The following is a 26245-nucleotide window of genomic DNA, read 5'->3' as shown; positions in this document are numbered from 1 at the left end:
CTTATCTTTATTTACGGAACTTTTTATTTGTTGCATTAACTTGCAGTAAATATGTGATTTAGATCGTTTGCGTGAGCGATTTTATGACTTTTTAAGCCAGTCGATTAACCAACACAAATCGTTAGTGATCCGAGTAATAAGGCGTTCGTATGAATTGGAGAACCAAAGAGGACGTTTGAATGAAAGAAGTCATGTTATTCCCGCTCACCTCGGTTGTACTACCCGAAGGCAAGATGAATCTGCGTATTTTTGAACCAAGATATAAGCGCATGGTGAAAGAGTGTAGTCTGAAAAATGTGGGGTTTGGTGTTTGCCTAGTAGGAAGCGAGGGTGACCCTAAAGACGTGGGAAATGTTTCATCTATCGGAACTTTGGTCAGGATCGTTGATTTTGAAACACTCAGTGATGGTCTTCTTGGTATTACAGTCGCTGGTGAGAAACGCTTTGTTATCAAACGAGTTCGTGCGGACTCGGACGGTTTACGCCATGCAGAAGTCGAATGGTTAGACAATTGGCAACATCCAGACAACTCACCAGATTTTTTCTATTTAAGCCAGCAGTTATCCCATATTTATGAAGAGTTTCCGCAACTTGGAAACCTTTACCAGCATCGTTTTTACGACGACTCAGCTTGGGTTACCCAGCGCTGGCTTGAATTACTTCCTTTAGACTGCAATCTGTTCGAACAGCTCGTTGGCGCAGAGGACTGTATTCCTGCGTTGCAATTTCTGACAGAAGCCATAGAAGCCCCGACAAACAAAGAGGCAAGGATATGAAAGGATTTAGCAGAGCTGCGCTAACTATGGTGGCGGCATTAGGACTGTCTGCGTGTGGCTCCGACAGTGACACCATCGAGTATTCCAATTTGCAAGCAGTACATGCGTCTTCTGATGCGCCGCTTGCAAATGTGTGGATAAACGATAAACCATCATTGAAAGGTGTTGATTATGGTATGGGTTCTGGGTACATGAAGTTACGTGAGGGCATCAACTCAATTCAAGTTGATGTTCAACTGCCAAGCGATGAAACCGCGACCGTAATACCTAAAACAGAATTAGATCTCGATTCTGACCTCAATTACAACGTATTCGTTATTGGTGATGCCGATGGTTCGCCAAACCCAGTAGAACCTTTAGTTGTGACTCGCAGCGCCGATTCAATGGCTGATGCCAATAGTTTAGATGTTCAAGTTGTTCATGCAGCGTCTGGCGTTCCTGCCGTAGATCTCTACGTCACGGAGCCAGGGGCAGATCTTGCTAGCGCAACACCGCTTATTAATCTTGCATACAAAGCATCTACAGACGTATGGAACATCCCCGCTGGTGAGTACCAAGTTCGACTTGCTGTTGGGGATAGCGTTGCTTTTGATTCGGGCACAATATCTCTTGCTGCTAATTCAAACTTGACGATTGCTGCTATCGGTACCGGAGATTCAAATAGCACGTCACCGGTTAAGCTGTTGGTATTGGATGGTTCAGGATCTTCTATAATCGAGGATATGGGCAGCCAAGCTGAAGTAAGAGTCGGACACCTTGTCGATGGAGCGCCAATCGTCGATGTTAACGTTAACGGCGCGGCCTTCGGTCCTCTTGCTGACTTAGCGTTCAAAGAGATTCGTGGTTATTTGGGTCTCGATGCTGGTGCTTACGATATTGACGTTTACGTGGATGGTACAACAACCAATCCTATTATCGATGTTGACGGATTAAAGGTTGCGGGCGGAATGGATTACAGTGTTTATGCTGTCGGTGTTGTTAGCCCAGCGATTGATATCGAACCTCTGGTTGTTGAAGACATGAGACGCGCAGTGGCAACCAGTGCGACGTTAAACGTGACTCATGCGGCAGCCAACCCAGTAGCAGAGATGGTTGATATCTACCTCACAACGTCAGTAGGGATAGAGGGCAGTGATCCAACCATCACAAACTTTGCGTATAAAGAAAGTGCGAAAGGATTGTATGTTGCGGCAGGCACTTACTACGTAACTGTCACCGTCGCAGGCAACCCTGACGCGGTCGCGATCGATTCGCTACCAGTAGACTTAATGAATGGTGTTGTCTACCAAGTGGTTGCTATTGATGACGGAAACAATGGTGGCTTCAATCTTCTCGTTGATGACATCACCGATTAGGAAGAAGGGAGGTGAGAGCCTCCCTATAGTAAAGGCTGATTATGATGAGTGATAGCCCACAAAAATTGGGGCGAAATGAATGGAACGCTTACATGGATAAAGTAAAAGCCAAAGATAGAGAGGCTTTTGCGTTCGTATTCCGTTTTTATGCACCCAAGCTAAAACAGTTTGCCTACAAGCACGTTGGTAATGAGCAAGTTGCTATGGAGATGGTTCAAGAAACCATGGCAACGGTCTGGCAAAAAGCTCATCTTTACGATGGAAAGAAGAGTGCGTTATCGACTTGGATATACACGATTATCCGCAACTTGTGTTTTGACTTACTCAGAAAACAAAAGGGTAAAGAGCTTCACATCCATTCTGATGACATTTGGCCATCGGAATATTATCCGCCAGATTTGGTTGACCATTATTCTCCAGAACAAGACATGTTGAAGGAACAGGTGGTGAAGTTTCTTGATATTTTGCCTAAAAATCAGAGAGACGTATTGCAAGCGGTTTATCTCGAAGAACTGCCACATCAGCAAGTTGCGGAACTTTTTGACATACCGCTAGGCACGGTGAAGTCTCGGTTAAGACTCGCAGTAGAAAAGTTAAGGCACTCAATGCATACGGAGCAACTATGAACAAACATCCAGATAACAACTTGTTAGAAGCGTACGCTTCGGGCAGCATTGATGCGGTTTCTGGTCTTGTGGTCGCCACACATTTAGAGACGTGCTCAAAGTGCCGAGCGTATGTAAACCAAGTAGAAGCAAGTCAAGCAAACACAGTGAGTGAAAGTCCATCAGAGTATTCACCTGAGTTTGATGACATGTTTAACGACATTATTAACGCAGAACCTGTGAACGACAATGTGGTGATTCAAGATACAGCTTTCGTCAATGTCGCAGGTAAAAGCTTCGAGCTTCCAAAAACGTTAGTGCGCTTTTCTGATTTGGTGGGATCGTGGCGAAGCTACGGTGGGAAAGTTTTCAGTGCACAAATTGATTTGGGTGAAGATGCCCGAGTGAGCCTGATGTACATCGGCGAAAATGTACAAATCCCACAACACACGCACAGAGGGTTGGAATCCACACTGGTTCTGCATGGTGGATTTAGCGATGAAGACGGGCAGTATGAAGAAGGCGACTTGATGATACGAGATGCCTCAGTGAAACACAGCCCCTTTACTCAGGAAGGTGAAGACTGTTTGTGTTTAACGGTACTCACTGAGCCAATGATTTTCACGCAAGGTGTTGCACGTATCTTCAACTTGTTCGGCAAAGGGCTTTACCCATAAGCTTAAAACGCCGCGTTTTGTTTAGAAAAAAACCACCGTATTGTGCGGTGGTTTATTATTCTTACTTTTGCGCAAATTTGCGGTCGTTAATGCTTATGCCGCGCTTTTTCCAAAAGATCCGTAAAGTAATGACGCAGTGAATACAACATGATCAAGCTTGGGATCACCATTACGGCCGTGAGAATGAAAAACGTGCTCCAGTCATTTAGGTAGTCAACCAATTCACCGCTGAATGACGCTAGTGTGGTTCGTCCAAAGTTTCCTAGCGACGCAAGCAATGCATATTGAGTGGCAGAGAACGCTTGCCCGGTTAATAGAGTCAGAAACGAGACAAAGGCTACGGTGGAAAATGCCGTCGTAAAATTATCAACGATGATGGTCGCTAAATACAGATGCTCGTTAGGGCCAACAGATGCTATCCAAGCAAACATCAAGTTACTCGCTGACATAGCAATACCGCCAATCATCAAACCGCGCACGATACCAAACTTCACATTGAACATACTGCCAACGAGAGTAAAGAAGATGGTGGCTCCCCATCCAATCAACTTCGAGTAGTAGCCAATTTGTTCGTTGCTAAAGCCAATGTCTTTGTAGAAAGCAATCGACATGCGGCCCAGGAATGCTTCGCCAATCTTAAATAAGAAGACAAACAGCAACAGGGTTATCGCGACGCGAACACCATTGCGGTTGAAGAAATCGAGGAAAGGCTCAACAACGGTGACCGTAAACCACGCCACAAGTTTTGAACCGACGACTTCTTTGTGTCTTTGTTCCGCTTCGGATTGGAGCTTTTCACGTTGTGTGACTGGTTCGCCCACTAACAAAGTGAACACCATGAGTACCACGACAACAGCTGCCATACCGTAATACACTCCGTTCCAGCCGATAGTATCGGCGTTAACAAACGCCAAGTATCCCGGCAATGAGTAGCCTGTCCACCATCCGATGACTGCCATAGCCGAAGCTTGTGGCAACTTAGATTCTTCCGATTTTGGAAAAGTATCAATTCGGAAAGCGTCGATGGCGATGTCTTGTGTTGCCGATGCCGTTGCAATACACAAGGCGAGCAGAGAGGCGAAAATGAGATTTTCCGCAGGATTGACCCCTGCAATGAATAATGTGGCAACCAGCACAATGCTTTGACAGAAAAAGATCCAACTGCGTCTTTGTCCAAGCAGAGGATACAACAGCGGTAACTTCACTCGGTCGACCAAGGGAGCCCACAGAAAGTTGATCGCATAGACCGCAAAGACACTACCAAAATAGCCGATTGAGGAAAGGGTCAAGCCGGCGTCTTTTAGCCAACCAGACATGTTTGAGCCGATAAGTACCCATGGAAAGCCGCTAGAACAGCCCAACATGAAAACCCACATGAGTCGCTTATCAAGGTAACTTTTTACCGTTTCCAACCAAGTGATGGAAGGTAATGAAGACATAAATCAATCCAATAAAATGAAGCCATGGAACGAGAAAGCCCTTCGAATATTCAAAGGGCTTATGGATTTGGTTATTTGAGTAGCGTTGCTTTAGTAATGACGATTTGCGTCTCTGGTACATCACGCATTCGACCTACTGTAGTGGTTGGCTGCTGTGCCATTTTTTCGATAACGTCGAATCCTTCAGTCACCTCACCAAATACCGCATAACCCGGTGGGCGAGCACCATAGTTTAGGAAGTCATTGTCGACGAGGTTGACGAAGAATTGGCGAGTTGCAGAGTCTGGTGCATTAGTGCGTGCCATTGCGATGGTTGCGCGGTCATTGTTCAGACCATTATTTCCTTCGTTTTTGATTGGCGCGTATGTTTTTACCATCTGCATGTCTTGGTTAAAGCCGCCACCTTGTGCCATGAATCCTGGGATAATACGATGGAAAATCGTACCTTCGTAGCTGCCGTCTTCTATATATTTCAGAAAGTTAGCCACTGTGATTGGCGCTTTTTCTTCATTCAGCTCGACGGTAAATGAACCTAACGTTGTTTCAAATGCCACTTTTGGCCCTGCCCAAACACTGCAGCTAAGTAATGCTAAAGAAAGAATCGCTTTGCGTAACATTAGAAACGCTCCTGCATGTATTGACGAAGCTCTGGGTCGTTAGCAATCTCTTTAAGCGTTAACGTCACTACATCATTCAGTGTTTCTTCAATATCAGAATCTGAAGCGCTTAAAGTGCCAGAGCGTTTTGCAGTACCTGTGTAGGTTTTCACCAATTTGCCTTGTGGTGTTTCTGCTGTGATCTCTAGTATCACTTTGGCATCCATTTGGTTTTCCATCACGGAATGTTTGACGTTCACTAACGCTTCTTGAACATTCAGTTCAATCGCGTTGTTGCTGTTTAAATCAGAGTGGAAACCTTGAGATGAGAACTGTTTCTCTAAAGCTTCTTCTAATGCAATGCGTAAGTTTTGCTTCGCATGAAGCGGTAGAATGTTTGAACGACCGTTATCAACCAAAGCTACGTACTGCGCTGCGCGCACGTCTTTGCTGGTCAAACTGTATGTTTTGCCTTGTACGATAGGATTGGTGCTCAAGGTGCTTTCAGGCATTAGGTTCAGTTGCGGTTGTTGTGGCGCTGAACATGCAGTAAGCAATGCAACCGAAGCCGCGAGTAACAGTTTTTTCATTTTATTGTTCCTTGTAAACATTTTGCTCGGAGAGCTCTATTGTTTTGCGCTTAATTTAGCAGGATTTTTTGTTGCCTGTAAAATCACGAACTTATTGTTAGAAGCGATGAGTTTCACATTCTTATCGCCAAACAGACGTTTCAACTTGGCATCGTAGCCGAGGTGACGGTTTCCTATGACGAGTAACTTGCCATTTTGGTTCAAAATTTGTTTTGCATCACAGAACATTTGCCATGCGATATGATCGGTAATGGCTTGTTGCTGATGGAACGGTGGGTTACACATGATTAAATCGCAACTGTCAGGTTTGAATCCATCCAAACAGTTATTGGCCACGCACTGAATGTCGCGACCTTCGCCTAAGTTATCCAATAAGTTCTGCTTGGCAGATTCAAGCGCCATGAAGCTTTCATCAACGCAAGTCAGTCTTACATTTGGATTGAGTTGACCTGCTTTTACCGATAAGACGCCGTTACCGCATCCCAAATCGATAATGTGGTTGATTGAGGCGTCTTGAGGAATATGTTGCAGCATAAAACGCGCACCTAAATCTAAGCTTTCTCCTGAATAGACATTTGGCAGGTTTTTAAGCTGAATGTGTTCACCTTCGATACCCCAAGCCGTGATTGGATCTACTTCAATTCTTGGTTCTGCATTGGCCTGAGAAAAGACCAGTCGATGCTTTTTCCACGCCAGTGACGTTTTAGTCTCTCCAAGATATTTTTCGAACAACTTTAATGTAGATGTATGGATTTCTTTGGCTTTGTTTACAGCAATCACAGGGCAAGCGGTTGGAAGCACTTTGCGAAGTTGGCTCAAGATCCAAACAAGATGACGATTACTTCTAGGTAGCTGGACTAACACAAGATCTGTATTCGCAGGAATACTGTCCATTGTGGTCAGAAATGCCACTTTATTACATTGATTGTCTTCAAGATTTTTTTGAGCACCTTTGTGAGAGACGAAAGAATCGCTCATAAAAGTGACATGATGTTTTTCAGAAAACCAGCAAGCGAGGGCACCAAAGTTATCATTGATAACAACGATGTTTTGATGGTCAGGTAACGCCATTTCTTCGACGTGATTGATCAGGTACTCATCACCCGCATCCCAAGCTTGAAGCGTTTCGTTAGAACGCTTAGGAAAACGATGAAGCGTGAGGCTTCTACCGTGAAGATTCAATTCGGTTTTCATAAGTAAACGTAGGTTGATTCAATAAACTAGTGATTATTGTCGCAAATGATGGCTTACGTAGATACAAAAAGCTGTCAAATTTTCTATTTAACTCGCCGAAATAGCGTAAAGTGGCAAGCTTGTGGCTCGTGCTTTAAACGCATCTGTGCTGAATGGGCTGAACCTTTGCCAGTATTAACGCGAAACAAAGTCGCAAAATGGGAAGAGTATCAAGTCTCCACCTCTTTAGGAGTTGGGTATATACTTATGGCATTTGCATCATTGAGGAAAGAATATGATCCAAGAAATCATAGAGAAGAAGTTACATAGTGAGCTGCAACCAAGCTACTTAAAAGTTATCAACGAAAGTTACATGCACAATGTACCGCCTGGCTCGGAAAGTCACTTTAAAGTCATTGTTGTGAGTGACTTATTTGCCGGTCAGAGATTGATTGGCCGTCACCGTCAAGTTCATCAAATTCTTGCCGATGAGCTAGATAATCATATTCACGCGCTTGCGATCCATACTTACACAGAGGAAGAGTGGAAACGTGAGCAAAATGGTGCACCAGACAGTCCAATGTGTATGGGAGGAGGGCGTTAACCCCTTTCAAACCAGACGTTTTTAGAAAGATGGCTCAGGCCATCTTTTTTTGTTTTACATTTTGTGTGGGACAAAAATGTGGCACAAATGTTGGTTAAAAAATGTGTTAACAGCGTTTCAACAAATGAATATAAATTAAAGCATATTTCAGGCTGTGAATATTTTATTTCCATAAGGTATGTGTGGAATATGTCATTTGTGCGTTCGGTCAAAGTTATGACTAATATTTGACCTTTTAGACCTGATTCTATCGAAATTACCCCTCTATTCTGATGATTGGTCATGGCATCAAGTTCCTAAAAAATGCTAGACTACCGCACCTGATAAATCTCTCATATTTCATGTGACGAGATTTTTAATAGGATGTTGCGATTTTGGTGTTTTAAACAACATCAAAACCGGACACTGATGTCGTGTCTAAAAGTTACGCAATCAAAAGAATCTTTTTCCCGATAAAAGTAGTGCAAGTGCGTATGATTACAATAAAGAAGGGCTTGGATCTTCCTATCGCAGGAACTCCATCCCAGGTGATTAATGATGGTAAGACCATCAAAAAAGTCGCCTTGCTTGGCGAAGAGTACGTTGGCATGCGTCCTACCATGCATGTCCGCGTTGGTGATGAAGTGAAAAAAGCGCAAATTCTTTTTGAAGACAAGAAGAACCCTGGCGTGAAATTTACTGCACCAGCAGCCGGTAAAGTGATCGAAGTTAACCGTGGCGCTAAACGTGTCCTTCAATCTGTAGTGATTGAAGTGGCAGGTGAAGAGCAGGTGACATTCGATAAGTTCGAAGCCGCTCAACTATCTGGTCTAGATCGCGAAGTGATCAAGACTCAACTGGTTGAATCTGGCCTTTGGACCGCTTTACGTACTCGTCCGTTTAGCAAGGTTCCAGCAATCGAGTCTGCTACTAAGGCTATTTTCGTAACTGCAATGGATACTAATCCTCTTGCAGCTAAGCCTGAGTTGATCATTAACGAACAACAAGAAGCATTCATTGCCGGTCTAGACATTCTTTCAGCCCTGACAGAAGGCAAGGTTTACGTATGTAAATCTGGCACTAGCTTGCCACGCTCTTCTCAGTCTAACGTAGAAGAACACGTCTTCGATGGCCCTCACCCAGCAGGTCTTGCTGGCACCCACATGCATTTCCTATACCCAGTAAATGCAGAAAACGTGGCTTGGAGCATCAACTACCAAGACGTTATCGCGTTCGGTAAGCTGTTCCTAACAGGTGAGCTATACACAGACCGTGTTATCTCTCTAGCGGGCCCAGTGGTGAATAACCCACGTCTGGTTCGTACCGTAATGGGTGCTAGCCTTGACGACCTAACAGATAGCGAACTGATGCCTGGCGAAGTTCGTGTGATCTCTGGCTCAGTACTAACTGGTACTCACGCTACAGGTCCACACGCGTACCTTGGCCGTTACCATCAGCAGGTTTCTGTATTACGCGAAGGCCGTGAAAAAGAACTGCTCGGCTGGGCTATGCCTGGTAAGAACAAGTTCTCAGTAACTCGCTCATTCCTTGGTCACCTATTCAAAGGTCAGTTGTTCAACATGACAACATCGACTAATGGTAGTGACCGTTCAATGGTTCCAATCGGCAGCTACGAACGCGTAATGCCATTAGATATGGAACCTACTTTGCTACTTCGCGATCTATGCGCGGGCGATAGTGACAGTGCTCAAGCACTGGGCGCTCTAGAGCTAGACGAAGAAGATTTGGCATTGTGTACCTTTGTTTGTCCTGGTAAGTACGAGTACGGTCAACTACTTCGTGAATGCCTAGATAAGATCGAGAAGGAAGGGTAATTTCCATGGCTCTTAAAAAGTTTCTTGAAGACATCGAGCATCACTTTGAGCCTGGTGGTAAACATGAAAAATGGTTTGCCCTGTACGAAGCTGTCGCTACAGTTTTCTACACGCCAGGTCTAGTAACAAAGAAAAGCTCACACGTTCGTGATAGCGTTGACCTAAAACGTATCATGATCATGGTTTGGTTTGCGGTATTCCCAGCAATGTTCTGGGGTATGTACAACGCAGGTGGCCAAGCTATTGCAGCTCTAAACCACATGTACGCTGGTGATCAACTAGCGACAGTTATCGCAGGTAACTGGCACTACTGGCTGACTGAAATGCTAGGCGGATCGATTTCTGCTGATGCAGGCGTCGGCAGTAAGATGCTACTAGGTGCGACGTACTTCCTACCAATCTACGCAACAGTATTCCTTGTTGGTGGTTTCTGGGAAGTGCTTTTCTGTATGGTGCGTAAGCACGAAGTTAACGAAGGTTTCTTTGTAACTTCTATTCTGTTCGCACTTATCGTTCCACCAACGCTACCTCTATGGCAAGCGGCACTAGGTATCACATTTGGTGTTGTTGTTGCTAAAGAGATCTTCGGTGGTACAGGTCGCAACTTCCTTAACCCTGCACTTGCAGGTCGTGCTTTCCTATTCTTTGCTTACCCAGCGCAAATCTCGGGTGACGTAGTTTGGACTGCAGCTGACGGCTTCTCTGGTGCAACTGCTCTTAGCCAATGGGCTCACGGCGGTAGCGGCGCGTTGATCAACAACATCACTGGCGCTCCTATCACTTGGATGGATGCTTTCATCGGCAACATCCCTGGTTCAATTGGTGAAGTATCGACTCTTGCTCTAATGATCGGTGCAGCGATGATCGTTTACATGCGAATCGCTTCATGGCGCATCATTGCGGGTGTAATGATTGGTATGATTGCGGTATCGACACTGTTTAACGTGGTCGGTTCTGACACCAACCCAATGTTCAACATGCCATGGCACTGGCACCTAGTTCTAGGTGGTTTTGCATTCGGTATGTTCTTCATGGCTACAGACCCAGTATCAGCTTCATTTACTAACAAAGGTAAATGGTGGTACGGCATCCTAATCGGTGCAATGTGTGTGATGATCCGTGTAGTTAACCCAGCGTACCCAGAAGGTATGATGCTGGCGATTCTATTCGCGAACCTATTCGCACCTCTGTTCGACCATGTAGTAATTGAGAAGAACATCAAGCGGAGACTAGCACGCTATGGCAAGTAATAACGACAGCATTAAAAAGACGCTGGGTGTTGTTATCGGGTTGAGCCTTGTTTGTTCAATCATCGTATCAACAGCAGCAGTAGGTCTGCGTGATAAGCAAAAAGCTAACGCTGTCCTAGATAAACAATCAAAGATTGTTGAAGTTGCTGGCATTGAAGCAAATGGTAAGAAAGTACCTGAGCTATATGCTGAATACATCGAGCCTCGCTTGGTTGATTTCGCAACAGGCGAATTCGTTGAAGAAGCGGCTGATGGTTCTAAAGCAGCTAACTACGATCAACGTAAAGCAGCGAAAGACAACGCGACGTCTATTAAGCTTACAGCTGAGCAAGACAAAGCTAAGATCATTCGTCGTGCTAACACGGGTATCGTATACCTAGTGAAAAACAGTGATGACGTTTCTAAAGTTATCATCCCGGTTCACGGTAACGGTCTATGGTCGATGATGTACGCATTCGTTGCAGTTGAAACTGACGGTAACACTGTGTCTGGTATCACTTACTACGAGCAAGGTGAAACTCCTGGACTTGGTGGTGAAGTTGAGAACCCATCATGGCGTGCTCAATGGGTTGGTAAGAAACTGTTCGACGAAAACCACAAACCAGCAATCAAGGTTGTTAAAGGTGGTGCGCCAGCAGGTTCTGAACACGGCGTTGATGGCCTATCTGGTGCGACACTAACTGGTAACGGTGTTCAAGGTACATTCGACTTCTGGTTAGGTGACATGGGCTTTGGTCCTTTCCTAGCAAAAGTTCGTGACGGAGGTCTGAACTAATGTCTAGCGCACAAAACATTAAAAAGAGCATTATGGCGCCGGTGTTGGATAACAACCCGATCGCGCTACAAGTTCTTGGTGTATGTTCTGCTCTTGCAGTAACAACTAAACTAGAAACGGCGTTTGTAATGACACTAGCGGTAACATTCGTAACTGCTCTGTCTAACTTCTCTGTTTCTCTGATCCGTAACCACATTCCTAACAGTGTGCGTATCATCGTTCAAATGGCGATCATCGCATCTCTAGTAATCGTGGTAGACCAGGTGCTAAAAGCTTACCTATACGATATCTCTAAACAGCTATCAGTATTCGTTGGCCTGATCATCACCAACTGTATCGTAATGGGTCGTGCTGAAGCATTCGCAATGAAGTCTGCGCCAGTACCTTCTCTAATCGACGGTATTGGTAACGGTCTAGGTTACGGTTTCGTTCTTATCACTGTTGGTTTCTTCCGTGAGCTATTCGGCTCAGGCAAACTATTTGGTATGGAAGTACTACCTCTAGTGAGCAACGGTGGTTGGTACCAGCCTAACGGTCTAATGCTACTAGCACCATCTGCATTCTTCCTAATCGGCTTCCTGATCTGGGTAATCCGTGTGTTTAAACCAGAACAAGTAGAAGCGAAGGAGTAAGGGCGTCATGGAACATTACATCAGTCTGTTAGTTAAATCGATTTTCATCGAGAACATGGCACTGTCTTTCTTCCTAGGTATGTGTACTTTCCTTGCCGTATCTAAGAAAGTTAAGACCTCTTTCGGTCTAGGTGTTGCAGTTGTGGTAGTTTTGACTATCGCTGTTCCTGTGAACAACCTAGTTTACAACCTAGTTCTGAAAGAAAATGCGTTAGTTGAGGGCGTGGACCTTAGCTTCCTAAACTTCATCACCTTTATCGGTGTAATTGCAGCACTTGTACAGATCCTAGAGATGGTTCTTGACCGTTTCTTCCCACCTTTGTACAACGCGCTAGGCATCTTCCTACCGTTGATCACAGTAAACTGTGCGATCTTCGGTGGTGTATCTTTCATGGTACAACGTGACTACAACTTTGCTGAATCTGTTGTTTACGGTTTCGGTTCTGGTGTGGGTTGGATGCTAGCAATCGTTGCTCTTGCAGGTATCCGTGAGAAGATGAAGTACTCTGACGTACCTCCAGGTCTACGTGGTCTTGGTATCACATTCATCACTGTAGGTCTTATGGCGTTAGGCTTTATGTCTTTCTCTGGTGTTCAACTGTAAGTCGGGTAAACCGCAACAATTAAGGAATAGTCAATGGACATTATTCTTGGTGTAGTGATGTTTACTCTGATCGTACTTGCGCTAGTACTAGTGATTCTTTTCGCTAAGTCTAAGCTTGTACCAACAGGTGACATTACAATTTCTGTGAACGGTGACGCTGATAAAGCGATCGTTACACAACCAGGCGGTAAGCTACTGAGTGCTCTAGCTGGTGCTGGCGTATTCGTATCTTCTGCTTGTGGTGGCGGTGGCTCTTGTGGTCAGTGTCGCGTAAAAGTTAAATCTGGCGGTGGCGACATCCTACCAACTGAGCTTGATCACATCACTAAAGGTGAAGCTCGTGAAGGTGAGCGTCTAGCGTGTCAGGTGGCAGTGAAAACTGACATGGACATCGAACTACCAGAAGAAATCTTCGGCGTTAAGAAGTGGGAATGTACGGTTATCTCTAACGATAACAAAGCGACATTCATCAAAGAGCTTAAGCTACAAATTCCAGATGGCGAATCAGTACCTTTCCGTGCTGGTGGTTACATCCAGATTGAAGCGCCAGCTCACCACGTTAAATACGCGGACTACGATATTCCTCAGGAATACCGTGAGGACTGGGAGAAGTTCAATCTTTTCCGTTACGAGTCTAAAGTTAATGAAGAAACAATTCGTGCATACTCAATGGCTAACTACCCTGAAGAGCACGGTATCATCATGCTTAACGTTCGTATCGCAACTCCGCCGCCGAACAACCCAGACGTACCACCGGGCATCATGTCTTCGTACATCTGGTCTTTGAAAGAAGGCGACAAGTGTACTATCTCTGGCCCATTTGGTGAGTTCTTCGCGAAAGACACTGACGCAGAAATGGTATTCATTGGTGGTGGTGCAGGTATGGCTCCAATGCGTTCTCATATCTTCGACCAGCTAAAACGTCTGCACTCTAAGCGCAAGATGTCATTCTGGTACGGTGCACGTTCTAAACGTGAAATGTTCTACGTTGAAGACTTCGATGGCCTAGCGGCTGAGAACGACAACTTCGTATGGCACTGTGCACTGTCAGATCCACTTCCAGAAGATAACTGGGATGGTTACACAGGCTTCATTCACAACGTTCTTTACGAGAACTACTTACGTGATCACGAAGCTCCAGAAGACTGTGAGTACTACATGTGTGGTCCACCTATGATGAACGCGGCTGTTATCGGCATGCTGAAAGACCTAGGTGTAGAGGATGAGAACATCCTACTAGATGACTTCGGTGGTTAATCCCTCCAAGTGATTGTATTTATGGCTAGCTCTCTAAGGGCTAGCCATTATTTTTTTCTGAAATACAAAACCATATTCAACAGTTGCTATAGGAAATTGGATTGACGGACATAGTCCTATTTCCCATATCAATTCAACAACAATGGGAGTAAACAAGTGAAAAAGTGGCTTGTTGCATTCGCTTCTCTATTGATTTTGGCTGGTTGTGAACAGCCTGCTGATCAAATTCATCTAAGCGGTCCTACAATGGGGACTTCTTACAACATTAAATACATTGAGCAAGACGGCATTCCGACGCCGAAGGCTCTGCAAACGGAAATCGATCGACTGCTTGAAGAAGTCAACGATCAAATGTCGACTTACCGTGAAGACTCAGAGCTGAGTCGCTTTAACCAGCATCAAACAAGTGAGCCTTTCGAAGTGTCAGCGCAAACGGCAACCGTAGTAAAAGAAGCGGTTCGTCTCAATGGCCTAACTTTAGGTGCGCTCGATGTAACGGTTGGTCCTCTGGTTAACCTTTGGGGCTTTGGCCCAGAAGCTCGCCCTGACGTAGTGCCTTCTGATGAAGAGTTAGCGGCTCGTAAGGCAAACACTGGGATTCACCACCTGACCGTTGATGGCAATAAACTGTCAAAGGACATTCCTAATTTGTATGTTGACCTGTCAACGATTGCAAAAGGTTGGGGGGTTGATGTGGTTGCTGATTACCTACAATCGGTAGGGATAAAAAACTACATGGTCGAAGTTGGTGGCGAAATGCGTTTGAAAGGTATCAACCGAGAAGGTGTGCCATGGCGAATCGCGATTGAGAAACCAACGGTTGATGAGCGATCTATTCAAGAGATCATCGAACCAGGTGACATGGCAATTGCAACAAGTGGTGACTACCGTAATTACTTTGAGAGCAATGGTGTGCGATACTCTCACATTATCAATCCGCAAACAGGCAAACCAATCCATCATAAAGTGGTGTCTGTGACAGTATTGGATAAATCGTCGATGACTGCTGACGGTCTAGCAACGGGTCTTATGGTGCTAGGCGAAGAAAAAGGCATGGAAATCGCGAACGAAAATAACATTCCTGTTTTCATGATTGTGAAAACGGAAGATGGTTTTAAAGAGCTGGCTTCGGAAGCATACAAGCCATTCATGAACAAATAACATCAGAAGTGAGCATGTTCTTATGAGTACATTTCTAATTACATTTGCAGTGTTTGTTGCGGTGATCGCAGCGATGGCCGTTGGCTACATCTTCCAGAAGAAAGTAGTGAAAGGCAGCTGTGGTGGTCTTGGCGCAGTCGGCATAGAGAAAGTATGTAACTGCCCAGAGCCATGTGACGCGCGCAAGAAGCGTGAAGCTCGCGAAGCTGCTCGTGCTGAAAAGCTAGCTGCGTGGGAAAAAGACCGTATAGCGTAACGCGCAAGCATAGAGTGCTTATCATTTTTCTATAACCCAGCTTCGGCTGGGTTATTTTTTGCGTGTATCAAAGCGCCGTGTTTTCTACATAGAGAGTGAAATATTAGTACTTTCACGGGTGCATAATTGGGTGAGGTATATACTCAAATAAAGGTTCATTCGAGTCGGAGGACACAATGGAATTACATCAACATGGCATGGCTGATCTTTTCAATCAGCTCGGGTTAGGGAGCTCTTCCAAAGAAATTAAAGATTTCGTCAATACGCATCGACATAAACGTGAATCAGCACCTTTACACGAAGCGAGTTTCTGGACACATTCTCAGGCCGCATTTTTAAAACAAGCGATTGAAGAAGATGCTGATTGGGCTGAGCTTGTGGATCAGCTCGATGTAATGTTGCGTGATTGAACCGCGATAAAAAAAGATAATTCAACCCTTTAGAAACTTGGCAATATGTTCTTTGAGCGGTGGTTTTAATCTTTCATTTTCTTGCTTCGTTAATTGAATTATACTGTATTTTTAACCAGTATTTTGTCGGGTATGTCAGAGCGAATCAGAAAGATTATTCATGTCGATATGGATTGTTTTTATGCTGCCGTCGAGATGCGAGATAACCCAAATTATCGAGATATAGCGCTTGCGGTTGGCGGGCATGAAAAACAGCGCGGCGTCATTAGCACGTGTAACTATGAAGCACGCAAGTTTGGCGTACGTAGTGCCATGCCTACCGCTCGTGCGTTGCAGCTTTGCCCGCATTTGCTCGTTGTTCCCGGTCGAATGCATGTCTACAAACAAGTCTCACTGCAAATTCGAGCTATCTTCGAACGTTATACTTCCTTAATTGAACCTCTTTCTCTTGATGAGGCCTACTTAGATGTTACCGATGCGACAGCTTGCAGGGGCTCAGCAACCCTGATTGCGGAGTCTATCCGTAATGATATTCGAAACGAGTTGGGCCTGACGGCATCTGCTGGAATCGCGCCGATTAAGTTTCTCGCTAAAGTTGCTTCGGATATGAACAAACCCAATGGACAGTTTGTTATTCCTCCTGAGAAAGTTCAAGAAGTGGTTGATAAGCTACCACTAGAAAAAATCCCTGGAGTTGGTAAGGTCAGTCTAGAAAAGTTACATCAAGCGGGCTTTTATCTGTGTGAAGACATTAAAAATAGCGACTATCGAGAACTGTTACGCCAATTCGGTCGCCAAGGCGCATCATTGTGGAAACGCAGTCACGGTATCGATGATCGAGAAGTTGTAGTCGAGCGTGAGAGAAAGTCGGTTGGTGTTGAGCGAACGTTTAGCCAAAACATCTCTACTTATGATGAGTGCTGGCAAGTGATCGAAGAGAAACTTTATCCTGAACTGGAAAAGCGACTGGAGCGTGCCAGTCCAGATAAATCGATCATTAAGCAAGGCATTAAGGTAAAGTTCGCGGACTTCCAGCTCACTACCATTGAACATATTCATCCTCAGTTAGAACTTGAGGACTTTAAGTTGCTGCTAAAAGACATTCTAAAGCGTCAAAATGGTCGTGAAATTCGCCTCTTAGGCTTGAGCGTTATGCTCAAGCCAGAAGAGCAAGCTCGCCAACTCAGCTTCTTTTAATCTATTCCCGCACACTTTCAACTAATTGTAGTACCTGTTCGAAGGACACATTAGCCAATGCACCATACCCAGATAGCTTTGAGGCTTTAAGTTGGCTGATCAACGGCGTGCTGATGCCACATAAGAATCGGGCGATGGCTTCGTTACTGATTGCAGAAGGGGAAAGTTGGACAAACTCTGCAATCCAAGCGGAGGCGACTGCTGGTTCAGGTTGATCGTAAATCCGAGGTGGGAACACCGCTCTCTGTCCTCGACACACAGAACAATGACCGCAGTGAGCAGGGGCGTTGTGGTCGGCAAAGTAACTGGCTAATTGATGACTTAAACAATCTGACGATTGGAATAACCCCAGCATGGCGTGAATTCGGTCGATGTCTTTGCGCTCTTTAGACTGGAACAGCTCGTACAGATGCTGCGTGATGTCTTCGATATTCTGTGTCTCAGGTAAGACGGAATACACATCGGTTAGCTGCTTGCTTTCCAGTTCAACCCAACCATTCTGATGAAAGTAATCCAGTGCAGCGACAACGCGGCTACGTTCCGAGTGATAGTGCATCCAAAGAGCATCGAGATCGACTTGGCACCATACTTTCGCTTTGGTTGAACAAGTGAAAATGGCTTCTACAAACTCGCGTCGTTCTCCTTGGAATTGGTTAACGATAAATTGCTGATCTTGTAGGAATTTGAATCGATATTCGGCAAAGTAGCTAAACTTAGCTTCGATCACTTTCGTAAGCTCTAAATACACCAACAGCGTCTTGAGTGGTAACTGGCGGATATTGCTCTCGCGAGACAAACGTAGTGGCACGACTTCCCACTGAGGTTGGTGCTCTTTGATTTGACCCAATACATAACTAATCGAAGAGCGCTCAGGCGTGTCGCCAAACACAAAGTTTTCTAATACAGTTAGACCAGAAGTATTGCCAAGCAGAGTGCATTCAGAGCTTTGTCCATCTCGTCCTGCTCGACCTATTTCTTGTGCATAGTTTTCAATGGATTTAGGTAGATCAAAGTGAATCACACGGCGAATATCTGATTTGTCGACACCCATCCCAAAGGCAATCGTGGCCACAATGCAGTCAATTTGGCCCGCCATAAATTGCTGTTGTATTTGCTCACGAACTTCACTTTTCATTCCCGCATGATACGCATGAGCGTTAACGCCAATGTGGATCAATGACTTAGCTACTTGCTCTGCAGTTTGCTGTTGCGTTACGTAAACGATGGTTGGCAGTTTAGGGGCTGCGGCGACAATCGTGTTGAGTTGCGTTTGCTTTTCGGACTCTTCGCAAGGGATGACTGAAATATCGAGGTTCGAACGGTAAAAGCCAGTTACAGTAATGTGGTCACTCGTAATATCGAATTTATTTTTCATGTCCTCAATAACGGCGGGCGTTGCTGTGGCGGTCAGCAATAAGGTTTGGGGAATATTCAGTTCTCGCTGATATTGCGGTAACTTGAGGTAATCCGGACGGAAGTTATGTCCCCACTCAGAGATACAGTGCGCTTCATCGACTACCATCAAAGAGATTGGCACTTGACGAATGAACTCGCGAAAGCGCTCGTTTTTGAGGCGTTCGACAGAAATCATCAAAATTTTGATTTCACCGTTTTTGACTCCAACCATTACGCGTTGCGCTTCTTCTCTGCTTTGGCTGCTATCGATAGAAGCGGCGGCGATCCCTTTGCTTTGCAAAAAGCTCAGCTGATCTTTCATTAGTGCCAGTAATGGCGAGATCACTAAAGTGAGGTTTGGCAGCATGGTGGCGGGGAGTTGATAACAAAGAGATTTACCCGAGCCCGTTGGGAATATTGCTGCTGCAGAGTAACCATCCATGACCGATTCAATAACTAGTTGTTGGCCTTGGCGTAATGAGTCAAAACCAAACACGGATTGAAGCGTTTGTAGTAACTGGGTACTTTGCATGTTAGGGAAACCTTTCTTCGGTGATAGACTAGGGTACATTAACATATCCTGCCTACTGAGCGCGCCTTCAAAAAGTATGAACAAAGCTGAGTTAATCCAAATCATCATTCATCAATTGGAAGAAAAACTTCGAATTGCACACGCTTCCACCCAAAGAGCCATCGATGCCGCAACGGACGAAGAAACAGTGCCCGAGCATAAGTACGACACGCTTGCATTAGAGGCTTCCTATCTTGCTCATGGCCAAGCAATGCGATTACAAGAGAGTGAGGACGAATTGCGTCAGTATCGCTCAATGGTTATTCGCGACTTTACGGATGCGCCAATAGGTGTAGGCGCGTATGTGGTTCTCGTCGATGAGAATAATATCGAAAAACGCTTTTTCATCGGTCCGTGCTCTGGTGGACTAACGGTGGCTTGGCAAGATCAGGAAGTCTTTGTCTTAACAGCGAAATCACCATTGGGACGAGCGTTACTTGGCAAAGAGGAAGGTGAAGAGTTTGAGATGAAAATTGGCGATAAAACAACTTGTTACGAAGTCGTGACGGCGTTCTGACATCAAATGTATAACTGAGTGTTATGTTTAACAGAAGTTATTTTGAAGATAAGAGAATGACATGAAGAAACTTTTTACACTTTCATTGCTGATGGTTAGTGCAACAGGCTATGCAGCGCAATGTCGTGTGGACATCCATAATGAAGTTCGTATGGATGGACAGAGTTTGGAAATTCGCCAGACTTCTGGTGATAAAGCCGTCGTGGACGAAGACAACAACTTGTTCATCAAAGGTGAGTTGATTGAACTCGATGCGGAGCAGAAAGCCGCGATTGAAGCATATCGCGAAAAAATGAATGCCTATATCCCTCAAGCTAAGCAGTTAGCGAGTGATGGCTTGGAACTTGCCAATGACATCATTGACGATGTGGCAGCGAGTTTGGATGCACCGGGCGCGTTTGATAACGTAAAAGTTGCAGTTAAAGACTTCTTTGCTGATGTGCAATCTCGTTATTACAAAGATGGTGATTTTATTTTGCCTGCAGACAGCTTTGAATCGATGACGCAGGGCTGGACGAAAGATTTTGAAAAAGCGCAGGAGATTTTTAATAAAGAGTTTCTGGCTAGCGCGTTCGATGCTTTATCGAAAAAAATGAAAGAAGAGGGTGGTTTAAACCTAACAGCACTCTCTGAAAGCATGGCAGAATTAAGTGCGAAAGTTGAGCAGCGTCTGGCTGAACATTCGAAAGAGGTGGAGCAACAAGCGGAAGACTTATGTGAATCTCTGGACAATATGGCAGGGCAAGAAGACGATTTGTTGAAGAAAATTCCTGAGTTGAAAGACTATCGAGTCTTTACCATTTGATGAATCGCTTCGCGTAGAAACAACATCTAAAAATACAAAGAAAGAGAGCGCCGTTTGGCACTCTCTTTTCGTTTTAGTGGTTCCATCTTTTGGCCGAGTTGCGAGGGTTTGACCAAACGCACCTAACCGGCTTAAAGGCGCTTATTGCGCGTTCATCTGAGTTAACTTATCACCAACAGGTTTTGAGAAGTTAAAGCCATCATGCTGATCCCAGTTGATAGACCACGTCATTACGCCAGCATAATTCGGGTAGTTGAACGCTGGTTTAACGGTGCCACAGGATGTGCCTTTCGTTAAACAGTCTAGTGCGTTGAGAATATTTTGTGTCGGAGCCTGACCTGAGTTTGCCGAGCTTGGGCCTGAAGGTAAACCGATCGCGACTTGATCATCACGCAATGGCGCAAACTGAGTGCCGTCGGCTAGTTCAAAACCTTCGATAAGCATCTTAGATTGAGCGACCATCATATCAACAGATCCTTCTGGTGCAGAACCTGGTAGGTACGGGTTTGGTAGACCGCCGTTGTTGTATAGCTGAACATGAAGCAAGTCGAGCGTGCTGCGAGTATCGTTGATCACTGGAATGTACGCTCCCCAAATTCCGCTGTAAGCGACGTAACCGCCTTGAACATAAGGGTGTTCAGGAGCCATGGTTAGGTACATATCGCCACCCATGTTTTGCTCAATTTGCAGCAAAGCACGACCAAGACGAGCTTGAATTTGTGAACCGTGTACTAGGTTAGATCCACTCTCTAAATCCACATCGAGACCATCAAAGCCCCATTCAGCGATAAGGCCAGTTAGACTAGAAACAAAGTTCGCTTCGTCTTGGTCAGTGTTTAGAGTGATAGTGCCTTCAGCACCTCCAAGAGATAGAACGAACTTCTTACCTTTCGCCTGCAATGCTGCCATATCTTGTTTGAATTGCGTTGGGTCGAGTGCAGGACAATCACTGTAAATATCGCCAGAATACAGGTTGAAGTGCACTGTGCCATCGCTGTTTCGGTCGTTTTCAGCAAAGGCAATATCAATCACATCCCAAGCATCAGCCATGTCTGCCAGCCTAATTGGGCAGCCCGCACCGTTCACGAAGTTGTGCCAGTAACCAATCAGTTTATGACGTTTTTCTGTCTGCTCTACAACTGTCACCGCTGCTGCGTCAGATAATGCGGTGCTTCCTGCAAGATCAACGGCTTGAGCGCTTACGGTAAACTGTCCGATTGCGGCTGGTGTCCAGTTCGCAGAATAAGGCACAGTCGTATCAGTGGCGACAACGGCGCCGTTGACCATAAAGTCAACTTGCTTAATGTCTGAAGTTAAAGATGTTGCATCGGCGCTTAATGTGAGATTTTTGCCTAAGCCAACCGTTTGACCTGCGCTAGGCGAAGTAAGGGAAATGACTAAATCTTTATCACTGACATTTACGTTCACAACAGATTCTGACGTATTGTTGTCGTTATCTGTTGCAACGGCTTTAAGCTGGTTAGCGCCAATAAGTGTGGCGTTCCAAGTTACGGAATATGGCGCTTGAGTAACGACACCTAAGAGAGCGTTATTCGCGAAAAACTCCACTTGCGTAACCATGCCATCTGAGTCGCTTGCGTTGGCTGTGATTTCGTTGTTGCTGCCTGCGAGCACGACTTGTCCATCAGTTGGGGCGGTAATGGTAACTTGAGGCGGTGTTGAGCACGCCCCTAGGCCAGTCCAAGCATCTTTCCAGTACAGGCCTTCACCTGGCTCGTAGGCCCATGTTGCATCGGACGAACACCAACCCGCAACGTCACAACGATATTTTTGGTTAAGGTTAGAAACCAGAGCACCTACTTCATAACGCGTGCCTGCTACGTAAGGGACAGCATCGGCACACCCACCATTGCCTGTTTCTGAATTCGCGACGACAAGCGCCACTTCTTGACTCATGGTAGAGAGATTAGAGTCATCTGTCGCTTGAGCTTTAAATGAGTGCGTGCCAACACTCGCTGTCCATTGGTATTCGTAAGGTGCACTGGTATCAATGGCGACGGATTGGTTGTTAACAAAGAATTCAACTTGAGTAACTACGCCATCAAAGTCATCAGCTTGAGCCGTGACGGTTAGGTTATCCCCCACACTCAGTGTTTCCGTACCTGTTGGGCTAGTGAGAGTAATGCTAGGTGGCGGCAGCTCTACTTGAGGCTGAACGACGATAGCAACCGTTGTGGAGGTTACTGCGCCTTCATTGTCTGTCGCAATCGCGGTGAGTTGAGAAACGCCTTGGGCTGCGGTCCAAGATGCCTCAAATGGCGCTTGGGTGACGATAGCAACGGTTTGGTCACCCGCTAAAAACTCCACTTGTGTGACCTGTCCGTCCTCGTCGGACGCATTGGCTAACAGAGTAATGGCGCTGCCTTCAGGAATTTGCGCGTTGTTCGTTGGAGAAGAGAAGGACACCGTTGGCGACAGATTACTGTTTCCGCCATCACATTGACCTAATGCCTTCCACGCTTCCCATGAACCTGAGTTGGTGACGGGGTCGTTACCTTGTGTCCAATAAGCGGCCTCATAGGCGGCACCTTGAGTTTTCACTTGAGTGCCTGAGGTGTAGATCGCAGTGCTATCCCAATCAGGCAGGCTTTGACAGTTGTAGGCTTGAGCTTGATAGCTAACACTGAGTGCAGCTACCACCGCTCCGTGAAGTAGAGTGACCTTCATTTTCCTCTCCTTGAGTCATGGATATAAATGAGAACAGAGTAATAACTAGCTGATAAATAGACATAAGGGGGAAAAAGCGAAGAACAATATTCTGCTTTTCGACACAATATCACGAGGAACTATTCGCCTCTTACAGTCGAGCTCATTATTTTTCGGCTCACTTCACGATGAATGAATCAGTGGTTTTGCGTGGTGATACAGTCGATTTGATGGCAAATAACGGTTTGATGACGGGATGATGAATATGAGATGTATGTAAAAATTTACAAACTGAATGTCTGCCATTTGCATCGTTTGTCGAGTATTTGACCTGCTTGCTCTTGTTGATTAGTTAATATTGCTATAGTGTACTAGTTAGCTAGTTCATTGATATTTTGTGTGAGTGGTATGACACAACAAACTTCTTCTCAGCCTCGCGAGCATTTTGGCTCTCGTCTCGGATTCATCTTAGCAGCCGCCGGCGCTGCGGTTGGTCTGGGTAATATTTGGGGCTTCCCAACACAAGCAGCAAGTAATGGTGGTGGAGCCTTCTTGCTGGTTTACTTAGTGATGATTCTGATCGTTGCTTTTCCTATGCTGGTGGTTGAAATGGCGATTGGTCGTCATGGTCAAGCCAACCCAGTAGACAGCATGCGTGCATTAACCAACCACCCGACTGGCAAAAAGCTTGGCGGTATTGTGGGCTGGATTGGTTTGAGTGTACCAAGTGCAGTCTTAGCGTTTTATTCCATTGTTGGCGGTTGGTTGATCTGCTTTTTGCTAGGTGCGGTTACCGACATCATGGGAATGGAAGCGGCGACTCAATGGTTAAAAGGTTTTAGTGTAGAGCGCAACTTGTTCGGTACGATTACATTTTATGTACTTACCATTTTGATCGTGCAAGGTGGCGTTAAACAAGGCATCGAGAAATGGTCAACACGTCTAATGCCTGCGTTGTTCGTGTTATTCGGTTTGCTGTTTGTTTACATCATGACGCAAAACGGCGCGATGGAAGGTCTGAAACATTACTTGGTGCCTGATTTCGAGAAAGTATGGGACCGTAAACTAATTCTTGCTGCAATGGGGCAGGGCTTCTTCTCACTGACGATTGGTGGTTGTTCAATGCTGATCTACGGCTCTTACTTGAGCAAGAAAGAGAACCTTCCAAAGATGGCAATGAATGTGACCTTGGTCGATACGGCTGTTGCCTTTATTGCAGGGCTAGTGGTGATGCCAGCGATGTTTGTTGCGATGCAAAAAGGTGTCCAAATCTACGCTGAAGACGGTTCTCTATTGAGCTCAGACACCTTGGTATTTACCGTATTGCCACTGATGTTTGATAGTTTAGGTTTACTTGGCCAACTGTTCTCAATCGTGTTTTTCTTATTGCTGACGATTGCGGCGCTGACGTCTTCCATCTCAATGTTAGAGTGTCCGGTGGCGTTAGTGAGTGAACGTTTCAATACTAAGCGCAGTGCGACTAGCTGGGTGCTAGGTGGTCTTATTGCTCTGTTCAGCGTAGTGATTGTGTACAACTTTGGCGCGTTGTTTGGCATGGTTGCGACGGTTGCAACTCAGTATTTACAGCCAACTGCGGCACTACTGTTCTGCTTGTTTGGTGGTTGGGTATGGAATCGTAACTCTAAAATTAAAGAGCTTGAGCAGGGTTGCCCTGAATTCACACAAGGCTGGTTTGGTAAATTGTGGCCTGCGTATGTGAAGTTTGTGTGCCCTGTATTAGTTGCGACGGTGATCTGGGCATCATTCGGTTAACAAGCAAAGATACAGCTTAAATGAAAAGGGCTTGATGTATTCATCAAGCCCTTTCATTATTGTCGTTGGGGTTGCCGTCGTGATTAACGGAACTGACCTGCTTCGGTTAAGAAATCAAACCCTGCCGTAGCCAATTTTGCTTCAAGTGCTGCGCGGTCTATATCAAAAAAAGCAACCAGCTTATCCAGATCACCGCCGAAGTCGTCACGTAGCTTCATGTTGACGATACTCATCAGCATGACTGGGTCCATCGATTCAAAGTTCGCTAAGTTCATTACTTGTCCTCAAAATCTGAAATCAGTAGGTTTGCAGCCGCAAACGCCGCTTTCTCACGTACTTCTTTTGGCAAAGATTCATCCGCCGCAACATCGTTTAGCGCTTTCACTGCACAAGAAATTGCTTGAGGGATGTAGGCTTGATCGCCGCTACCAATTTGAGCATAAAGCTCACGAACTAATTCACAACAGCCGTATACTTGCATGTTTTCTTTCCACTAAATGATAACTTATCTCAATATACACATAGCGGATTTGAAACTCAAAGCTGAGAGTTGTTTTGGCTCAAGTTGAGGTGCATCTTGGACAAGCTTTAATCACTGCATCTGCGCTTCTAATTGATACGTCACTTCCGGAGAAAGCTGAAGCTGCTTAGCCAGTTCTTGTAAGTAAGCTTTTTCCATGAAGTTTTGTTCGTCGGCAACAATGAGTGACGCTAAATAGATCTCAGAAGCTTGCTGTGGTGTCGACGCTTGGCTTGCAATTTCTACTGGATCAAGTGGCTTATGCAACTCTTGCTGAACCAACTGACGAACGTGTTCATCTGCCCCCATTTCTGTAAGGGCTTGTTCAATTCGGGCCATTTCCACATCATCGACATGACCATCGGCTTTGGCTGCACCAATCATGGCTTTTAAAATTAATACGCTGTGTTTGCTATCTTGTGGATCGAAGGGTTCATGGACGCCTTGATCACTCTGCTTAGCTTGCCAATCGTTATACACTTTGTAGGCAAGTGCACCGAGTGCTGCCGCTCCACCGACTTTAAGCGCGCCAGAACCCATTTTCTTCGCCATCTTTTTGCTTTTCTTTGAGCCCATAAGCATGCCAATCAATCCGCCACCGATGGCTCCTGCGCCGAGCGTTTTGAACTGGCTAGAGCTGGATGATGATTTGATGTTTTGAGTTTGCTTACCTAGGGCGTCAGCACCTTGTTTGAGTAAATCAGAGTTGAGCGCTTGGTTTAGAAGACTTTTTAAATCCATAACTGACCTCCTGTAAATGTTGAGATCAGTGTACAAACAACAAGCTGAACCAAAGATTAACGAAATGAATAGTAAAGAAATTAGG

The 26245-nt window shown here is 45.4% G+C and carries 27 protein-coding genes; 18 read left to right on the top strand and 9 right to left on the bottom strand.

The genetic code is table 11. The features are described 5' to 3' along the window. The first annotated feature begins 179 nt into the window (after positions 1–179). From ACF8EG_RS06250 to ACF8EG_RS06235, 4 genes are read left to right on the top strand one after another with little or no spacing between them, the layout of a single operon-like run. The gene (locus tag ACF8EG_RS06250; RefSeq protein ID WP_029838404.1) at positions 180–776 is read left to right on the top strand and encodes an LON peptidase substrate-binding domain-containing protein; all 597 of its coding nucleotides are present in this window, start codon (positions 180–182) and stop codon (positions 774–776) included. Next, a complete protein-coding gene (locus ACF8EG_RS06245) occupies positions 773–2131 on the top strand; it encodes a DUF4397 domain-containing protein (RefSeq protein WP_069507372.1) in 1359 nt (452 codons plus the stop codon). Before ACF8EG_RS06250 ends, ACF8EG_RS06245 begins: the two co-directional genes overlap by 4 nt. A gap of 41 nt (positions 2132–2172) precedes the next feature. After that, the gene (locus tag ACF8EG_RS06240) at positions 2173–2757 is read left to right on the top strand and encodes an RNA polymerase sigma factor (RefSeq protein WP_005456530.1); all 585 of its coding nucleotides are present in this window, start codon (positions 2173–2175) and stop codon (positions 2755–2757) included. Further along, positions 2754–3413: a ChrR family anti-sigma-E factor gene (locus ACF8EG_RS06235; protein ID WP_020841188.1), complete on the top strand. Its 660-nt coding sequence runs from the start codon at positions 2754–2756 to the stop codon at positions 3411–3413. The genes ACF8EG_RS06240 and ACF8EG_RS06235 overlap by 4 nt, the downstream gene beginning before the upstream one ends. 86 nt (positions 3414–3499) lie before the next feature. Here ACF8EG_RS06235 and ACF8EG_RS06230 read toward each other — a convergent pair whose 3' ends face one another. From ACF8EG_RS06230 to ACF8EG_RS06215, 4 genes are all read right to left on the bottom strand, one after another. Next, positions 3500–4852, bottom strand: coding sequence for an AmpG family muropeptide MFS transporter (locus ACF8EG_RS06230; RefSeq protein WP_069507371.1), 1353 nt, complete (start codon positions 4850–4852; stop codon positions 3500–3502). Between the two features lie 71 nt (positions 4853–4923). Further along, positions 4924–5469, bottom strand: coding sequence for a peptidylprolyl isomerase (locus ACF8EG_RS06225; RefSeq protein ID WP_020841187.1), 546 nt, complete (start codon positions 5467–5469; stop codon positions 4924–4926). After that, the gene (locus tag ACF8EG_RS06220; RefSeq protein ID WP_020841186.1) at positions 5469–6038 is read right to left on the bottom strand and encodes a YajG family lipoprotein; all 570 of its coding nucleotides are present in this window, start codon (positions 6036–6038) and stop codon (positions 5469–5471) included. The genes ACF8EG_RS06225 and ACF8EG_RS06220 overlap by 1 nt, the downstream gene beginning before the upstream one ends. 36 nt (positions 6039–6074) lie before the next feature. Next, positions 6075–7232, bottom strand: coding sequence for a methyltransferase (locus ACF8EG_RS06215; protein ID WP_069507370.1), 1158 nt, complete (start codon positions 7230–7232; stop codon positions 6075–6077). 274 nt (positions 7233–7506) lie between these two features. On the opposite strand from ACF8EG_RS06215, the gene bolA reads away from it, so the two are divergent. From bolA to dinB, 11 genes are all read left to right on the top strand, one after another. Then, positions 7507–7815: a transcriptional regulator BolA gene (gene bolA / locus ACF8EG_RS06210; protein WP_005456570.1), complete on the top strand. Its 309-nt coding sequence runs from the start codon at positions 7507–7509 to the stop codon at positions 7813–7815. Positions 7816–8288: 473 nt separating this feature from the next. Beyond that, the gene (locus ACF8EG_RS06205) at positions 8289–9629 is read left to right on the top strand and encodes a Na(+)-translocating NADH-quinone reductase subunit A (protein ID WP_005494215.1); all 1341 of its coding nucleotides are present in this window, start codon (positions 8289–8291) and stop codon (positions 9627–9629) included. A 5-nt stretch (positions 9630–9634) separates the two neighbouring features. Beyond that, the gene (locus tag ACF8EG_RS06200) at positions 9635–10879 is read left to right on the top strand and encodes an NADH:ubiquinone reductase (Na(+)-transporting) subunit B (protein ID WP_005456580.1); all 1245 of its coding nucleotides are present in this window, start codon (positions 9635–9637) and stop codon (positions 10877–10879) included. Then, entirely contained in the window at positions 10869–11654 is a 786-nt protein-coding gene (locus ACF8EG_RS06195; RefSeq protein WP_392419354.1) for a Na(+)-translocating NADH-quinone reductase subunit C, read from the top strand. The genes ACF8EG_RS06200 and ACF8EG_RS06195 overlap by 11 nt, the downstream gene beginning before the upstream one ends. Continuing rightward, positions 11654–12286, top strand: a complete 633-nt coding sequence (locus ACF8EG_RS06190; RefSeq protein ID WP_005456515.1) for an NADH:ubiquinone reductase (Na(+)-transporting) subunit D — start codon at positions 11654–11656, stop codon at positions 12284–12286. Before ACF8EG_RS06195 ends, ACF8EG_RS06190 begins: the two co-directional genes overlap by 1 nt. A 7-nt stretch (positions 12287–12293) precedes the next feature. Then, a complete protein-coding gene (nqrE, locus tag ACF8EG_RS06185; RefSeq protein ID WP_005436652.1) occupies positions 12294–12890 on the top strand; it encodes an NADH:ubiquinone reductase (Na(+)-transporting) subunit E in 597 nt (198 codons plus the stop codon). Between the two features lie 33 nt (positions 12891–12923). After that, positions 12924–14147 carry an NADH:ubiquinone reductase (Na(+)-transporting) subunit F gene (nqrF, locus tag ACF8EG_RS06180; protein WP_005456545.1) on the top strand — a complete coding sequence of 408 codons (1224 nt, stop codon included), beginning with the start codon at positions 12924–12926 and terminating at the stop codon, positions 14145–14147. A 156-nt stretch (positions 14148–14303) separates the two neighbouring features. After that, positions 14304–15308 (top strand): FAD:protein FMN transferase, encoded by a 1005-nt coding sequence (locus ACF8EG_RS06175; RefSeq protein ID WP_005494217.1) that lies wholly within the window; start codon positions 14304–14306, stop codon positions 15306–15308. A gap of 22 nt (positions 15309–15330) precedes the next feature. Next, the gene (gene nqrM / locus ACF8EG_RS06170; protein ID WP_005436655.1) at positions 15331–15564 is read left to right on the top strand and encodes a (Na+)-NQR maturation NqrM; all 234 of its coding nucleotides are present in this window, start codon (positions 15331–15333) and stop codon (positions 15562–15564) included. A gap of 176 nt (positions 15565–15740) precedes the next feature. Then, positions 15741–15974, top strand: a complete 234-nt coding sequence (locus tag ACF8EG_RS06165) for a DUF2789 domain-containing protein (protein WP_020841183.1) — start codon at positions 15741–15743, stop codon at positions 15972–15974. Between the two features lie 132 nt (positions 15975–16106). Next, the gene (dinB, locus tag ACF8EG_RS06160) at positions 16107–17171 is read left to right on the top strand and encodes a DNA polymerase IV (RefSeq protein WP_020841182.1); all 1065 of its coding nucleotides are present in this window, start codon (positions 16107–16109) and stop codon (positions 17169–17171) included. 1 nt (position 17172) lies between these two features. Here dinB and ACF8EG_RS06155 read toward each other — a convergent pair whose 3' ends face one another. Then, positions 17173–19098, bottom strand: coding sequence for an ATP-dependent DNA helicase RecQ (locus ACF8EG_RS06155; RefSeq protein ID WP_069507408.1), 1926 nt, complete (start codon positions 19096–19098; stop codon positions 17173–17175). A 76-nt stretch (positions 19099–19174) separates the two neighbouring features. On the opposite strand from ACF8EG_RS06155, the gene ACF8EG_RS06150 reads away from it, so the two are divergent. Both ACF8EG_RS06150 and ACF8EG_RS06145 read left to right on the top strand, forming a co-directional pair. Then, positions 19175–19654 (top strand): GreA/GreB family elongation factor, encoded by a 480-nt coding sequence (locus tag ACF8EG_RS06150; protein WP_069507369.1) that lies wholly within the window; start codon positions 19175–19177, stop codon positions 19652–19654. Between the two features lie 61 nt (positions 19655–19715). Next, on the top strand, positions 19716–20459 hold the full coding sequence (locus ACF8EG_RS06145; RefSeq protein WP_021449939.1) for a YggN family protein: 744 nt from the start codon (positions 19716–19718) through the stop codon (positions 20457–20459). Positions 20460–20600: 141 nt separating this feature from the next. Here ACF8EG_RS06145 and ACF8EG_RS06140 read toward each other — a convergent pair whose 3' ends face one another. After that, positions 20601–23147: an Ig-like domain-containing protein gene (locus ACF8EG_RS06140; RefSeq protein ID WP_069507367.1), complete on the bottom strand. Its 2547-nt coding sequence runs from the start codon at positions 23145–23147 to the stop codon at positions 20601–20603. Positions 23148–23534: 387 nt separating this feature from the next. Between ACF8EG_RS06140 and ACF8EG_RS06135 the strand changes: the two genes are divergently transcribed. Next, positions 23535–24899 (top strand): sodium-dependent transporter, encoded by a 1365-nt coding sequence (locus ACF8EG_RS06135; RefSeq protein WP_005456537.1) that lies wholly within the window; start codon positions 23535–23537, stop codon positions 24897–24899. Positions 24900–24982: 83 nt separating this feature from the next. Here ACF8EG_RS06135 and ACF8EG_RS06130 read toward each other — a convergent pair whose 3' ends face one another. The 3 genes from ACF8EG_RS06130 to ACF8EG_RS06120 all read right to left on the bottom strand — a co-directional run bounded on the left by ACF8EG_RS06130 (position 24983) and on the right by ACF8EG_RS06120 (position 26160). Next, on the bottom strand, positions 24983–25174 hold the full coding sequence (locus ACF8EG_RS06130) for a DUF4250 domain-containing protein (protein ID WP_021822800.1): 192 nt from the start codon (positions 25172–25174) through the stop codon (positions 24983–24985). Continuing rightward, on the bottom strand, positions 25174–25380 hold the full coding sequence (locus tag ACF8EG_RS06125; protein ID WP_005391765.1) for a YaeP family protein: 207 nt from the start codon (positions 25378–25380) through the stop codon (positions 25174–25176). The genes ACF8EG_RS06130 and ACF8EG_RS06125 overlap by 1 nt, the downstream gene beginning before the upstream one ends. 111 nt (positions 25381–25491) lie before the next feature. Then, positions 25492–26160 (bottom strand): tellurite resistance TerB family protein, encoded by a 669-nt coding sequence (locus ACF8EG_RS06120; protein ID WP_015297150.1) that lies wholly within the window; start codon positions 26158–26160, stop codon positions 25492–25494. Between the last annotated feature and the right edge of the window lie 85 nt (positions 26161–26245).

The organism is Vibrio sp. YQ_11 (genome assembly GCF_043103065.1).
GTDB classification, from domain to species: domain Bacteria; phylum Pseudomonadota; class Gammaproteobacteria; order Enterobacterales; family Vibrionaceae; genus Vibrio; species Vibrio parahaemolyticus.
The sequence above is the reverse complement of the archived record's forward strand: the minus strand, read 5'-3'. Positions and strand labels throughout refer to the sequence as shown.